We start from the raw sequence: 14,178 nt of genomic DNA on the forward strand, positions 1-14,178 counted from the left end.
GCTTCTCAGTGGCGCAGGCAGGGGCTTTCGCCGCGAGAGGTCCGTTCAGTACATCGGCTGACGACCTGTACCGACGTGAGGAGCCCCCAGTGACCATGGGCGAGCGGACGGTCCGGCCTGTCGGCTTCTTCGCCGAATTCCAGCCTGGTTGGGGCTTTCCGGCCGCGGGCTCCATCACGGACGCGGTGAGGGACTCCGCGGTGGCCGACGAGAGCCGAGTCGTCTCGTACCTTCGGGGAGGTGCCTGGATCTGGGCGGAGATGGGGGCGGAACGCGACGTGCTGAACGCCGAGGGCCCGACGCTGGTCAGCGCCGGGTCGCTCTACACGGACGGGGCCTGGGTCTGGCGGGAGGACCTGTCGTATTACTTGGCCACGTATCACCTGGCGCTGCCCGACGACTTCGTCGCGCGGGTCCGGGAGCTGGGCTATTCGCCTCCGGTGGTCCCGGAGAGCCGGCTCATCGAGATCGCTACGCGAGATCTCGGGATATCCATGGACCAGGCATAGTCGCTCAGCTCGATGCCCTGAGCCTCAGCGGTTCACCGACTGGATCTCCTGCACCGTCACGTCCTGCGTCGCGCCGAACGTGCCGTCCGGGAGGTCGCCGCCCTCGCCCGTGGTGCTGGTCCACGAGATCTTCCAGGTGACGGTCGCCTGCAAGGCGTACGCACCGTCGGAGCCGGAAGCGCGGAGGTACGTGACGCCGCAGGGCGGGGTGTCGTTGGCCTTGCCGTCCGCGTACGGCTCTCCGATGCTGCCGTCAGCGTTGATCTCGCAGTCGCCCGAGGCGGGGTAGGTGCGGGCGTCGCTCGTGCCCGGGTCGATGTGCAGGGAGACGGGCTCGGCGGTGGTGGTGGCGGACAGGCCTGTGCCGGGGAGGCTGGCGGTGACCGAGATCTTCTTGAACCTGGACTTGTCCAGCCATATCCAGGTCGGGAGGTTCACCTTCGTGGCTCCGGCCGGCTTCATTTCGATCTCCGTGCCGGGGACCGGGAGTTCGTCGTAGGCGTACTCGGCGAGGACTTGGGGTGTCAGGGCGAGGGGCTCGTCGGGTGTTGCGCCGTTGTCCACCCAGAACGGGGGCTTGTCGCAGGCGCTGGCCTCGGGATCATCCTTGCGATTGGGATTGACCGCGGCTGCCCAGAACATTCCCTCACCCTGCTTGTCGAGGTTGTAGTCCTTGTACGGGTGGCCGTTCTTGTACCGCTGGTCCAGCAGGTCGCCGACGAGTTCCCCGACGCCGCCGATGAGCGGCAGTCCGTCCAGGCCACGCCACAACTTGACGGTCTCCTGGATCCCCTTGGGGGAGAAGGCAGGCTCGTACCAGCAAGCGGGGGGCGTCCAGTTCGTGTCGGCGGACGAGAGTGTGCCGGTCTCGGTGGTGCTACTGCTGCCGTTGACCGTTGTCTGCACCTTGGTCTGGACGTACATGGTGCGGCCGCTGCGGCCGCCGTCGGCGTCCTTGCTCTCACCGCTCGTGGTGGTGCGGTCGGCCCAGGCCAGGGGCGCGGCCTGCAGGGTGAGCAGCAGTGCAACGGTCGTGCTCAGAGTTGTCGACCTTGCGATGCGGTTCACGGCTGGCAGACCTCGCTTCCGCGCTCGGAGGTGCTCTTGGTCGTCTGCCAGACCCCCTTGTCATTCTTCCTCAGGCGGTCGTTGTAGAGGACATACGAGTCCTTGCTCGCCTCGGTCACGTTGACTTTGCCGGTCTTGACGTCCTTGGTGTAGCCCTTGGACTCGTCCGCGCAGTAGACCAGCCCGGCCGAGCCGTCCTTGCTGAAAGTCACTTTGCGGTCGAAGTAGCGGACCGTTCCCGTGACCGTGACACCGTCCTTGACGAAACCGCTGATCCACTCCACGGAGCCGAGGTATGCCGCGTCCTTGCTGTAGAAGGCCACGGCCTCGGACTTGGGGTTCTGCTTACCGATCGCTTCGTCGATGGCACGGAGGTACTCCGCGTTGTCCTTCAGTACGGCGTCCGCCTTGGCGTCCCCTGTCGTCTCCGGCGCGAAGACCAGGCTGTCGCCCTCCGGCAGGCTCACCTCGGGTCGGTCGATGCCGTCCTCGCTCGTCGACGGGGACGGCGACGCGGACGTCGAAGCCCCCGTGTCCGCTCCCGCGATCTGGTCCTTGCCGGAGTCCTCGGAGTCCGTGCCTCCGCAACCGGTCAGCAGCAGGGCAACCGTCGCCGTCAGGGCGGCGGCAGCGGTGATGGTGGTCGGGCGTGTGCGCATGGGAGTCGTACCTCCGTTGGTGGGGGGATGGAAGCGAGGGGCGGGAGGGTGGCGGCGTTGGGTCAGCCCACCTCGTTCTCCGCCACCGCCTGCCCGTGGACGACCACGTCACCGCTGTAGAACATCCCCGTGAAGACCGGGGAGTAGGTGAGCTGCACCTCGACCTGCACCTGCTCCGCGTCGGCCACCACGCAGTGCGTCCCGGCGATGTCCGCGCCGGTCATGTTCATCTCGGCGGCGAAAGCCTTGACCCTCGCGTCGCAGTTCTCGTAGTTGATGGGGGCGGGGCCGCCCACGTCGTCGTAGAGGGCCTCGCGGTCGATGTCCTGGGCGGCGTAGCGGGCGGCCTGCTCGGCGATGTCCGCGGCGCGTTCCCGCTTGGAGATGGACATGCCGCCGTCGATGACGAAGGCCGAGAGGGCGAGGAAGACCAGGGCGAAGATGATGACCGCGCCGGCGCCCGAGCCGCGGTCGTCCAGGCGGGCGAGCCGGTCGGCGACCCGATCGGCGACCCGGGGCGCGATCCTGCCGCGTACGAGGGATCTCACGCCGTCCTCCGGTACGGGTCCAGCGGGGAGCTGAAGGTCGCCGAGAGCGTGGTGGGGATGTCGAGACCGATCATCGCCAGGCCCCGTACCTCGCAGCTGACCTCCACCGTGAAGAGGGTGTCGGGCTCGAAGCCCGCACTCTTCTGAACGACCGAGACCGGGCCGGAGCACACGCCCCCGAGGTTGGCCTCGGCGGCCTTCTTCGCCTCGGCGATCGCCGTGCCGTGGTCCTTCTGGATCGAGCCCGCGCGTGCCGCGTCCCGGGCCGCGCCGTCGAGGGCGCCGCGGCCGTCGACCAGCTGGCCGAAACCCACCAGGACGAGGATGAAGAGGATCATCACCGGGGCGAGGATGACCACCTCGATGGTGGACAGCCCGTCGTCGTCCGCCGACACCCGACGGTCGTCTTCGAGCGCCGTTACGAGAGCCCGCAGGGACACGCTCATCTAGTTCACCCCGTCCTCGACGAAGCGCTCCACCGGGCCCATCGACTCCGCGTGCACCGTCAGGTCCAGTCCCGGGAACACCGTCGGGATACGGGCCGTGATCTCCACACCGACCGTGTCCTGTTCCGGCTGGAGCATCTTCACGTCCGGTGCGATGACCAGCTGGGGACCCAGCTGGCTGATGTAGCTGTCCACCACGTCCCGCGCCTCGCCGCGCCAGGCTCCGGGCTGGGCATCGGCCGTGGCACGGGCCTTGCGCGCGCCCGCCTGGGCCGCCGCCTGTGCCACGTGGTCGGCGAAGAAGTACAGCCCGAACTGCACCGTCGCGAAGATCATGAAGAACAGGACCGGTGTGAGGAACACGAACTCGATCGCGGTCATGCCGGAATCGCCGCGGGTGGCCGCCTCTTCACGTGCGGTCTCCACTCTGCGGCGCAACCGTCTCAGCATGCTGCCCGGCACCCCCGGCATCCCCGTCGTTCCCGTTCGTGCGGTCAGCAGGTGCCTTCCGCGTTGGCGCCCCGGATGCAGTCGCCGACCTTGTTGGCCCCGTCGTCCAGCGCCTGCGTGATGATCGCGGCCACGACACCGACGATCGCCACGACGACCGCGGAGATGATGACCCACTCGACCGCGGAGGCGCCGCGGTCCAGTTCGCCGGAGCGGGCGCGCTCCACGCGGGCCTGGAAGAAGGTGATCAGGAAGTCCACGGGCACGATGCCCGTGGTGCCGGTGCGGAAGTTCCGTCCGTTCATGGTGGGTTCTGTCCTCTCGTATCAGTTTCTGGAAGCGAAGCCGCTCCGGAGCCTCAGAACTCTCTGGAGCACGTGCAGCCCCTGTAAGCCTCTTGGATCTCTTGGACCTCTTGAGCCTCCGGAGCTGATAAGCCGCGTCACACCTGAAACACCCGCATCGCCGCCGGATAGATCAGGAACACCAGGAACCCGGCGCACAGCAGGAGCTGGGCCACGAGCATCGACTGGGACTTCTCGCCCGCGCTGCCCTCGATCTCGGCGAGTTCGCGGTGCCGCATGGTCTCGGCGCGGGAGGCGAGGGACTCCCGGACCTTGGCGCCGTCGTCGGCCACCAGGGCGAGGGAGGCGGCGAGGTCCTTGAGCTCCTCGACGCCCAGGTCCTCGCCGAGCTGGCCGAGCGCCTGCCACTGGCTGATGCCCGTGATGCGGGCGTCGGCCAGGGCGTTGCGGATGCGGTGGGTGGCCCAGCCGTCCGACACCTCCGCCGCCGCCATCAGGGCCTCGGGCAGGCCGCGGCCGCCGGCCAGGCTCATGGAGACCAGGTCCAGGTACGCGCCGATCACGCGCCGCAGGTCACGGCGCTTATCGGCGGCATCCCGGCGTACCTCCAGGTCGGGGAGGAAGAAGAAGAGCGCGGCGCAGAGCAGGGCCAGCCAGACCGGGATGATCGGGCTGTCGCCGAACCCGAGCTGCCACACGATCGCGAACAGGAACGGGCCGAAGAACAAGCCGCCCACGGCCAGCAGCGTCTTCGTCGCCAGGAACTTCTCCCAGCTGCGGTCCAGCACCGCCAGGTCGGCGCGCAGCGAGCGCAGCTCCCAGCCCTGCTGCATGTACAGCTCGGCGACGCGGGCGCCGACCTGGGCGCGAAGCGTGCCGAGGCGGCCGTTGTCCTTCGCCGTGCGCGACGACGACTCGTACGCCGTCCCGCGCGCCCGCATCGCGTCGATCCGGGCGACCTGCTGGACCGGGCTCCGCCTGCTCGGCATCAGGGCGCGGACCAGGGCGTAGACGCCCAGGCCGATGACCGCGCCGACCAGGACCGGCATCGTCAGGTTCATCGTCGTACCCCCTCGTCCCCAGACGCCTGCGACGGCTGGGACGGTTGCGGCAGGCGCTGCGCGGTCTGGACCGCCGGCTGGCCGGGGTGGCCCGGCTGGCCCGGCGTACGGGGGCGCACGAACTGGACGTCCGAGCCGTCCCGGACCAGGAAGCGCTCCGGCGTCTCGATGGTCGACAGCTTCCGCATCCACCAGAAGCCCAGCGCGAACAGCCCGCACACGCAGGCAAGGACGAGCTGGCCTACCGGTGAGCCGTACGGCTCGACGAAGTCCCGGTTGAAGATGGACAGACCGAGGACGAACAGCACCGACACCGCTACGACGATCTGCACCGAGCGGCGGGTCGAGGCGCGCTGGGCCATCACCCGCTGGCGCATGTCGACCTCCTCGCGCGCCGACTTGGCGAGCGCGCCGAGGACCTGGCGCAGACCCGGGCCGCGCAGCCGCGCGTTGAGGATCAGCGCGGCGACGATGATGTCGGCGGAGGCGTCGTCGATCTCGTCGGCCAGGTGCTGGAGCGCGTCGGGCAGCGGGGTGCGCGAGCGCAGCCGGTCGACCAGGGCGTCCAGGTGGGGGCGGAGTACGGGCGCGGCGGCTCGGGCGGAGGCCGGTATGGCCTGCTCCAGTCCGACCGCGCCGGCGATGGTGTCGCGCAGGGATTCCGTCCAGGAGGCGAGGGCCTCCACCCGCTTCATGGCGGCGCGTTCCTCGGCGGCGCCGCCGAAGAGGCGGTCCCAGAAGAAGACGAGGATGCCGGCGGCGATGCCCAGTACCGCCCAGCGGGTGACGAGCAGGACGGCGAGGCCGACGATGGCCGCGAGGGAGCCGCGCTGGCCCGCCCAGCGGATCAGTTCGTTGGCCCGCTCGGTGGCCTGGCGCTTCTCGTGCTCGGGCTTGGCGGGCAGACCGCGTACGGCGACCATGAGCAGCGCGATGCCGCCGCCGACGGCGACGCCGCAGCCGAGCGCGTACAGGACGGTGGTGGAGAACAGGCCGCCCATGGAGCCGAGGGAGTCGAGCGCAGCGAGTGTGAGGCCGGGGTCGTTGGTGGTCATGTGCGTCACCCCCACGTTCCGTTGGGCCGGTAGCCGTAGGCGATGAGTTCCTCCAGGCAGGCTATGGGGGCGTGCGGGACGACCCGGCCGTCGGGCGCCTCGGCGAAGACCTCGCTGGAGAGCACGCGTCCGTCGACGCCGTTCACCTCGCGGACGGAGGTGACCATGCGCTGGAGGCGTCCGCCGCTGTGGAAGTTGTTGCGCCGCTGGATGAAGACGACGAAGTTGACGGCGCCCGCCACCAGCATCTGGCTGGCCTCGATCGGCAGCCGTTCGGCGGCCTGGAGGGCGTACGTCGAGATGCGGTTGAAGACCTCGTGCGAGCTGTTGGCGTGGATCGTGGAGAGCGAGCCGTCGTTGCCCTGCGACATGGCGTTGAGCATGGTCACGATCTCGTCGCCGAGGACCTCACCGACGATGACGCGGGAAGGGTTCATACGGAGGGACCGGCGGACCAGTTCCGCCATGCTGATGGTGCCCTGGCCCTCGGAGTTGGGCAGCCGTTCCTCGAAGGCGACGACGTTGGGGTGCAGGTCGGGGAAGGTGTCGAGGCCCAGCTCCAGAGCGCGCTCGACGGTGATCAGGCGCTCGTTGGGCGGGATCTCGTTGGCGAGGGCGCGCAGCAGCGTCGTCTTTCCGGCGTTGGTCGCGCCCGCGATCATGACGTTCTTGCGGGCCCGGACCGCGCAGGCCAGGAAGTGGCCCAGCTCCGGGGTGAGGGTGCCGTTGCCGACCAGGTCGGAGATGAAGACCTTGCCCATGCGGGCGCGGCGGATGGAGAGCGCGGGGCGGCGGGCGACGTCCATGACCGCCGACAGACGCGAACCGTCCGGCAGACGCAGGTCCAGCTGCGGGTTGGCGGAGTCGAAGGGGCGGGAGGAGAGGCCGGAGTAGGCGCCGAGGATCTGGATCAGCTCGATGAGCTCCTCGTCGGTCTCGGCGACCGGCTCCCCGCGCTCCTCACGCCCGTCGGAGTAGCCGACGAAGACCTGGTCGCAGCCGTTGATGTCGATGTTCTCGACCTCGGGGTCGTCCAGCAGCGGCTGGAGCCGCCCGACGCCGAACAGCGCGGCGTGCACGGCGGCGGCGTACGCCTCCTCCGTCTCCGCGTCCAGCGGCGTACGCCCGGCGTTGATCTCGGCGCGGGCGTACTCCTCCAGGATCTGCGCGATGACGGCGCGCGCGTACTGCCGCTCGTCCTCGGTGGACATCGGCGTGACGCCGCTGACCTGGTCCTGGCGACGCTGCTCGGCGATGCGGTCGCCGGCGTCCTGCCGGAACCGCTTGACCAACGAGTGGTCGACTGCGGTCATCGGCCGGCTCCAGCGTGACCGGCCATGCCGGCAGGACCGGAGGGACCGGTGGAACCAGCAGGACCGGTGGGTCCGGTCGGCATGGACCAGGCGGCGCCGAACTGCTGGTAAAGGTCCGAGGTGACCTTGCGGGCGGAGCGGATGAGCAGCGACTTCTCCAGCCGGCCGCGCCTGCGTCCGGCCAGCTGGTCGGCGCCGGCCGGGTCGTCGGCGATGGTGCCGACCACGCGGGCGCCGGTCTGGGCGGCCACCAGCATGTCGTTGACCTGGCCCGACAGCTTGGCGGCGTTGTTGGTGTCGGCGACGAGGACGACGCCGATCAGCGGCATGCCGAGGCTCGCGGCGCCGCGCGGGCCGCCGTGCAGCTTGTTGTTGAGGGCGGCGGCGCGGTCACGGACGCGGGCGATGGCCTCCGGCTCGGTACGGGAGAGCAGGAGGACGAGCGAAGCGTGCGGGAACAGCTCGGTGGCCGGGGAGTCGCCGCTGATGCGGCCGCAGTCGGCGATGACGTCGGCGGGCGCGTTCGGGGAGTCGGCGAGGGAGGCGAAGGCCCGGCCCAGGGTGGGCCACAGGCCCGCGAGACCGGCGGCCTGCTCGGAGATGCCGAGGCCGACGAGGACCTCCAGGCCACCGCTGAGCGGCTGTACGTGGTCCCAGAGCTGGTCGGGCACGAGGCCGCGGCGCGCGGTCGCGGCGATCGACAGCATGCCGGTGTTGGGGTTGAGCGGCCCACCGTGCGCTGCGGCGGACCGGTACACCAGGTCGCCGCCCGCCGGGTCGGTCTCGGCGAGCAGGACGCGGCGCGGCCAGACCGCCGCGAGGGCGACGGCCGCGGTGGTGACGCCGGGGGAACCCTTGTCGGCGGCGAGGGCGATGAGGGCCATGGGTGGTTGGGTCGCCTTCTACTTGCCGGGGACGCGCACGAGGGCCACCTCGCCGGCGGAGGACGCCGAGGCGAGGGCGGCCGCGTCGGCTTCGTCGACGAGAAGGGTGATGGACTTGCTGCCCGTACTCACGGTGGCGTCGCCGTCTCCCTTGACGTTCTCCACCGAGGCGGTCGCGATCAGGGCGTTGCCGGAGGAGGACGACGAGGAGTCCTGATCGGAGTCGGAGCTGTCGGCACCGCGGGAGCCGACCCGGTACGCGGCGACCGTGTCACCGCCCTTGATGTCCGCGTAGTACTGGCCCTCCTTGAGAGCCACGCCGACGGACGCCTTCCCGGCGGGCATCTTGGGCTCCTTGGCGAACATCTCGCCGACCGGGAGGGAGCCACCGGGAATCATGGTCACCGCTTGGTAGGTCTGGATGGTCTTGAGCTGTGATTCCTTGATGTAGTGGATGCCCGGGTCGTCCGCGACCATCACGATCGTGGAATTCTGATCGGTGATCTTCCCGCCCGGCGGAATGTCCTTCGTCACCTTGACGACCTCGACCCGTTCCCCGACCCGCAGCACCAGCATCGTGGCCCCCAGCGCGCCCAGCAGGATCAGCAGCACCGCCAGCGCGGCCAGCGCGGGTTTGCGCTCGCGAGGAGGGCTGGGAAGCCGGTCACCGACCGACGGCTGAGCCGGAGCCGCGGAACGTCCCGCGCCCGCCCCCGTACGCTCCTGGATCTTCACGCAACCGCTCCCCGTACACCCAAGAAATTGTCTGCCGCGCACTCGCTTGAGCAGCAGTCACCACTCAAGTGCGCGCAATCATCAGTAAATTCGGACACTCCGCGCGTCCCGCCCGACCGGTGGCGTCCAGGGACAACCCCTGACGCACCCGCCCGACCTGGGCGAATAGCCAGCAGCGAGGCGAGTGTCAAGCCATCGCACCGTATCAGCCGCACATAAGCCCCTCAAGGCGCGCCGGCCCCCTCGGGCCTCACGCCTCACACCGTTACCGTTCAGCAACTTCGCGCCGCCGCCGCCCCTTTGAGTACCGCCCGAGAGCCACCCGTTCCAACTGTGCGCGTGCGAATAGGCTCCCGCTACAGCGAGACACCGTCCGCATGCCGTTCGTCACGGTGCGGCCATGATGCCTGCACGAATCACTCACGAAGGCGCGGAGGCCCCGTGCCATGATCTTCGCTCGGACTGATGAAGGGCCGGCACGGCACACAGGGGGAAAGACGATGGACCTGCTACCGGTGAACGGGGCAGCGCTGGCCGCCGACGCCAGAGCCCTGGCCGCGGTCCGGGCCATCAGCACGCGTCACGGCTTCGACTACACCGACGACGCGGCGGTGACCGAGCTCCTTACCGAGCGACGTCAGGCGTTGACTGCGGAGCAGCGACGGCCGGCGGCAACGCTGGGGGTTCTCGCGCTGACGGCCGGCCTGCTCCTGCCGTGCGCCGTCCCGATGGTCCCAGCGCTGACCGATCACCTTTTCTCCGCGCTCGGCGCCGCCGGGTGCCTCTTCGTCGTCGGCGTGGCCATGGTCGTACACGTGCGAGTCCGCTGGAAGCGCGCGCTGACGGACGGACCGCTCGCCGGCTACCGCGAGGTCCTCGGCGTGGCCCGCGCACACGGCATTCCGCTGACGCACGTACCGGCGTGGCTGGAGGGCCGGTCGTCGACCGGGGGCGGCAAGGGCGCGGCGCCGATTCCGACGTACGCGGCGGTCGAGGCACCGTCGGGTGCGGGTCCGTTCCGCGGGGCGGACGCCCCCGTCACCGCACCGGTCGCCGTGCCGCCGAAGCCCGAAGCCGTCAGCGCGTACGAGACGATGGCCGACGTCGGCGGCTGGCACGACGAGACGGGCTGCCTGCTGTTCCTGGCCGGCGCGTGCGGGGCGATGTGGGCCGCGACGTCGGACGAACCCGGCGCCTACGGCGCCCTGCTCCTCGTCCCCCTCGCCGTGTACATCTGGCTCGTCGGCCGTCGGCAGGGCCGGGAGAAGGAACGGTTGCGGGAGGCGGCGCTGGCCTATGTCCGGGAGGTCGCGGCGGCGCAGGCAGCCGGGGCCAAAGTGCCCGAACTTCCGCCCAAGCTACGCGAACTGACCGAAACACAACACGACTGACCGGACCGAACTCCCCCCACCCCCCACCAAGGAGTCCCCATGAAGCGCGCCGCCCCGGCCGCACTCGCCGCCCTGTCCGCCCTCTCCCTCGCAGCGCTCACCGCCTGCGGCGGGGACTCCGGCTCGGACACGGACTCGTCGGAGAAGCCGGCAGCGACCGCACAACAGGAGAAGCAGCAGACGCCGGAGGAGCGGCTGAAGCAGCTGGTGATCACCAAGGCAGACGTCTCCGGCATGACCGTGTCCGACGCGGACGTGGCGAGCTCCGACAACAGCGAGTTCGCCTTCGCCAAGTCCCCGCAGGAGGTAACGGTCGAGAAGCCCGTCTGCGCCCCACTCGCCTACGCCATGAACCAGCTACCCCTCGGCGAGCCGCAGGCCGACCTCACGCGCTCCCTCAGTTCCGACGCCACCAAACCCTTCACGTACGTGATGCTCATGGCGTACGAGTCCGGCAAGGCCGAGGCCGCCCTGACCGGCCTGTCCAAGGCCATGGACGCCTGCACCGGCGGCTTCACCGCCAAGGCCAACGGCAACACGAGCGCGTACGACTCCGTGACCGCCGAGAAGCCCGTGGCGGAGGCCGGTGACGAGTCGCTCGCCTTCCGGTCGACGCTGACGTTCCGGGGCGCCACCCACACCGTGCACACCCAGGCCGTACGCAGCGGTGACGTCGTCGCCGTGTACTTCTCGGTCGACGGCATGGCCATGGTCAACGCGAGGCCGAGCGACGCGAAGCTGTCCGCGGCGGTCGTGAAGGCGCAGAACGCCAAGCTGGGCTGAGGGAGGGCGGTTTCGCGGCAGTGAAGAAGCCGTCAGTAGAGTGCCGCGGGCGAGAAATCCACAACCGGGGACGGGGACACGGGGCAGTGCGAGCGGTGACCACACTCACGACGGCTGAACGGCCACCGGCCGCCGGTACCGGAGCCGGCCTGGTCCGCCTGCTCCTCACTCTCTGCGGCCTCACCGCCCTGCTCCTCACCGCAGCGACCCTGATGGCCGCCCCGGCCCGCGCCGCCGACGCCCCCGCGGCGAACCAGCCGCCCAACCAGGCCGCCTACCTGGCCGACCGCCTCCGCGAGAACCCGGTCCACGTCACCGACCAGCTCCCACGCGTGATCCCGCGCTCCATGGCACCCGACTTCGCCCGGCTCGCCAAGCGCACCGACGTACCGACATACGTGCTCGTCCTGCCGTCCCAGAGCGGCTTCGGCGAGGACCTGCTGGGCGCGGTGCACGACGAGCTCGGGCGGGACGGGCTCTACGCGCTCCTCGACGACTCGGGCGTGAGGAAGGCGGCGGCCTACGGCGTGAACGCCCCCGCTGAGGCCGCCCGCAGGGTCGCCGCTTACGAACTCCCCTACGACGCGGGCCCGCTGCGCAACTTCGAACGCTTCGTGGACGTCGTCGCGCAGGGCCCGGAGAAGGCGGAGGCGCGGGCGGCCGCGGCCGGCAAGAAGCTCCGGGACGGCTACGAGCCCGAGGAGATGTACATCGGCCCGGCCGACCGCAAGAACCAGTCCTTCGTCACGGGCATCGCACTCACCGGCGTACCGCTGACGATCCTGCTGCTGGCGCCGTGTGTACGGCGGGCCCATCGCCGCTTCCCACGAGCGACCCCGCCCCGCCCCGCCGCGGGCCGCCCCGTCTGGCGGCGTCTGCTCACCCCGGGCCTCGCCCTCGCCGCCGCGGCAGCGATCGCCCTCACCGCTCCGCTCGTCTTCGACCAGACGAAAAGAAGTGCTGCTCCGCTGCCCAGCGCCGCCGACATGACGGCACGCGTCGAACGGGTCGCAGACGGCCTGGCCCGCGACCCGGTGTACGTAGACCCGGAGAGCCCACAGGCTCTGGACGCCACTCAGCTCTCCCGGCTGCACGACCGCATCGAACAGTTCGGGCGCTCAGAGGGCGGTGGCCCGGTGTACGTCACCGTCGTGCCGCACCTGCCGGAGGACGAGTCAGCCGGTGACGAGGAGCTGTTCGCGGCCGCGGTGCGGGCAGAACTGAGCAAGGCGGACCAGGTCGGCGAGGCGGACGGCGTGTACGTCGTCGCCGACCCGCTGGACGGCTACATCGACGTCTTCAACCACGGCCTGCGCCTGGAGAGTCTCCGCCTCCTCTACGACATCCCCGAGTTCATCTCCTACGGAGACGACCGGTCGGACGAGGCAGACGACCACCTCCTGGGCGAGCGCCTCGACGCGCTGATGACGTACCTCGACAAGTCACCGCGCACCGACGAGCCGACCACCTCCGGCGACCCTGCGCGCCCCCTCAGCCCCGAGGCAGAGAACGCCCTCCCGCCGCTCTTCGCCACCGACTTCTGGCCGGGCCTGTTCGTCGGCGTCGTGGCGGCGCTGCTGCTGCTCGGGCTGGTGGCGGGCGTCCTCGGAATCGTCGCGGCGGTGCTGCGCCGACGTATTCCGGCAGTGCTGCGGACGCAGGCGCTGACTCTGGCGGCACCGAGCAAGCCGTCCGAGGCGTACCTGCGCCGTACGGCTTGTACGGAACTCTCGGCGGCGGGACAGGCCATCACCGAGACCGACGCCGGGTGGGAGGCTCTCGCCCTCGCCTGGGAACGTTTCGACGCCGCGATGTTCCTCGTCGACGGCGACATTGAAGGCATGAGCTCACCTGGTGCACCGGGTACCGACCCGGCGACCCTCCTGGCCGTCATTGTCCTCGCCCGCGGAGCCCGCAACGCCCTCGACGGCGACACCAACGATCGTTGCTGCGCCGTCAACCCGCTCCACGGCCCCCCGGCCGGCCGCCGCCACGTCCGCGTCTTGGCGCAAGGCAACCGCAGGCGCAGGCTGTCGCTGTGCCCGCTCTGCCTGGACGCGGCCAACGCCACACCGTACGAACTGCGCGAACGCAGGCTGACCCTGCCGGGCCCGTCCGGCACGCGCGTGCCGTACGACGAGCCGGCGGGCAGTCCCCTGTCCGTGCTCGGCGACGGGATCAACCGCCTGGCGGACCGAGTGCGGGAGACCTCACCCGCCCAGTGAGCCAGGGGCCGCTCCCCGCATCGCGTCTGACGCCGATCGGAGGACACACGATGGACACACGAGACACCGGCACCGGTTACCGCCCAGCGGCAGCGCGGCGACTCTTGCCCTTCCCCTTCTTGCGCAGCCTCCGCAGGCGCTCCCGCTCCCGCGCACGGCGCTTTTCGATGACGGCACGGCGCCAACGGTAGAAGAGCCAGCCCACTCCACCCGCGACGGCGATATACGCGAGCACTGCCGACCCTGCCCCGGGGATATAGGCACACCCCGGCTCGTACGACCGGCAGTTCTTGCCCGGCAGCCCACTGATCAGGAAGGAGACCGGCGCCAACACAGCCGCGACGCAGGCCACTCGGGTAACGACGCACACCACACGCGCCAGGCCACTGGGCCGGGCCTGGCCGCCGAACCGGCCCGGCACAACACCGGTCCACCCGAAAAGACTCAGCACTCCCAGTGCGGCACCGACTGCCCAGGAGCCACCGGACACGTCGTACACAGCCGGCGCGATGTGACGCGAGAACCACCGCATGCTCCCAATGGCGAGGACCAGCACCGGCACGCCCACAACCAGGTACAGGACCAGCCCGGTCATGTCCCGCTTCCGGGTCGGGACGTCCTCTTCGGCCTTCTCCTCGTCCGACACCTGCTCGCTCCCCGCCGTACTCACGATCCCACCTGCTCTGCCGAACCCCGCCCCAGGTGCCCATCACGACGGCCATCACGATGAGGGTCCCGAGGAACCC

Annotated in this window: 16 protein-coding genes; 4 read left to right on the forward strand and 12 right to left on the reverse strand. The window is 70.4% G+C overall.

Annotated elements, in window-relative coordinates:
- The first annotated feature begins 95 nt into the window (after positions 1–95).
- Positions 96–509 (forward strand): hypothetical protein, encoded by a 414-nt coding sequence (locus tag AMK11_RS38430; RefSeq protein ID WP_073725729.1) that lies wholly within the window; start codon positions 96–98, stop codon positions 507–509.
- A 24-nt stretch (positions 510–533) separates the two neighbouring features.
- Here the strand turns inward: AMK11_RS38430 and AMK11_RS10130 are convergent, their stop codons facing one another.
- From AMK11_RS10130 to AMK11_RS10180, 11 genes are all read right to left on the reverse strand, one after another.
- Positions 534–1,577 carry a hypothetical protein gene (locus AMK11_RS10130; RefSeq protein WP_241846927.1) on the reverse strand — a complete coding sequence of 348 codons (1,044 nt, stop codon included), beginning with the start codon at positions 1,575–1,577 and terminating at the stop codon, positions 534–536.
- Positions 1,574–2,236: a hypothetical protein gene (locus AMK11_RS10135; RefSeq protein WP_073725352.1), complete on the reverse strand. Its 663-nt coding sequence runs from the start codon at positions 2,234–2,236 to the stop codon at positions 1,574–1,576. The genes AMK11_RS10130 and AMK11_RS10135 overlap by 4 nt, the downstream gene beginning before the upstream one ends.
- Before the next feature lie 62 nt (positions 2,237–2,298).
- Entirely contained in the window at positions 2,299–2,784 is a 486-nt protein-coding gene (locus AMK11_RS10140) for a pilus assembly protein TadG-related protein (RefSeq protein WP_073725354.1), read from the reverse strand.
- Positions 2,781–3,230: a TadE/TadG family type IV pilus assembly protein gene (locus AMK11_RS10145; RefSeq protein WP_073725356.1), complete on the reverse strand. Its 450-nt coding sequence runs from the start codon at positions 3,228–3,230 to the stop codon at positions 2,781–2,783. The genes AMK11_RS10140 and AMK11_RS10145 overlap by 4 nt, the downstream gene beginning before the upstream one ends.
- Positions 3,231–3,680, reverse strand: a complete 450-nt coding sequence (locus tag AMK11_RS10150; RefSeq protein ID WP_073725731.1) for a TadE family protein — start codon at positions 3,678–3,680, stop codon at positions 3,231–3,233.
- A 44-nt stretch (positions 3,681–3,724) separates the two neighbouring features.
- Positions 3,725–3,985 (reverse strand): hypothetical protein, encoded by a 261-nt coding sequence (locus tag AMK11_RS38125; protein WP_073725358.1) that lies wholly within the window; start codon positions 3,983–3,985, stop codon positions 3,725–3,727.
- A gap of 137 nt (positions 3,986–4,122) precedes the next feature.
- The gene (locus AMK11_RS10160; protein WP_073725360.1) at positions 4,123–5,046 is read right to left on the reverse strand and encodes a type II secretion system F family protein; all 924 of its coding nucleotides are present in this window, start codon (positions 5,044–5,046) and stop codon (positions 4,123–4,125) included.
- Complete coding sequence (locus AMK11_RS10165) at positions 5,043–6,101, reverse strand: type II secretion system F family protein (protein ID WP_073725733.1); 1,059 nt, start codon at positions 6,099–6,101, stop codon at positions 5,043–5,045. Before AMK11_RS10165 ends, AMK11_RS10160 begins: the two co-directional genes overlap by 4 nt.
- Positions 6,102–6,106: 5 nt before the next feature.
- On the reverse strand, positions 6,107–7,414 hold the full coding sequence (locus AMK11_RS10170) for a CpaF family protein (RefSeq protein WP_073725362.1): 1,308 nt from the start codon (positions 7,412–7,414) through the stop codon (positions 6,107–6,109).
- Entirely contained in the window at positions 7,411–8,298 is an 888-nt protein-coding gene (locus AMK11_RS10175; protein ID WP_073725364.1) for a hypothetical protein, read from the reverse strand. The genes AMK11_RS10170 and AMK11_RS10175 overlap by 4 nt, the downstream gene beginning before the upstream one ends.
- Positions 8,299–8,316: 18 nt before the next feature.
- Positions 8,317–9,033, reverse strand: coding sequence for a hypothetical protein (locus tag AMK11_RS10180; RefSeq protein ID WP_073725365.1), 717 nt, complete (start codon positions 9,031–9,033; stop codon positions 8,317–8,319).
- Between the two features lie 500 nt (positions 9,034–9,533).
- Between AMK11_RS10180 and AMK11_RS10185 the strand changes: the two genes are divergently transcribed.
- The 3 genes from AMK11_RS10185 to AMK11_RS10195 all read left to right on the forward strand — a co-directional run bounded on the left by AMK11_RS10185 (position 9,534) and on the right by AMK11_RS10195 (position 13,432).
- Positions 9,534–10,424 (forward strand): hypothetical protein, encoded by an 891-nt coding sequence (locus AMK11_RS10185; protein ID WP_073725367.1) that lies wholly within the window; start codon positions 9,534–9,536, stop codon positions 10,422–10,424.
- A gap of 39 nt (positions 10,425–10,463) precedes the next feature.
- Positions 10,464–11,207, forward strand: a complete 744-nt coding sequence (locus AMK11_RS10190; protein ID WP_073725369.1) for a hypothetical protein — start codon at positions 10,464–10,466, stop codon at positions 11,205–11,207.
- A gap of 95 nt (positions 11,208–11,302) precedes the next feature.
- Complete coding sequence (locus AMK11_RS10195; RefSeq protein ID WP_073725371.1) at positions 11,303–13,432, forward strand: hypothetical protein; 2,130 nt, start codon at positions 11,303–11,305, stop codon at positions 13,430–13,432.
- A gap of 76 nt (positions 13,433–13,508) precedes the next feature.
- Here AMK11_RS10195 and AMK11_RS10200 read toward each other — a convergent pair whose 3' ends face one another.
- On the reverse strand, positions 13,509–14,078 hold the full coding sequence (locus tag AMK11_RS10200) for a hypothetical protein (protein ID WP_241846928.1): 570 nt from the start codon (positions 14,076–14,078) through the stop codon (positions 13,509–13,511).
- Between the last annotated feature and the right edge of the window lie 100 nt (positions 14,079–14,178).

Source organism: Streptomyces sp. CB02414 (assembly GCF_001905385.1).
GTDB lineage: Bacteria > Actinomycetota > Actinomycetes > Streptomycetales > Streptomycetaceae > Streptomyces.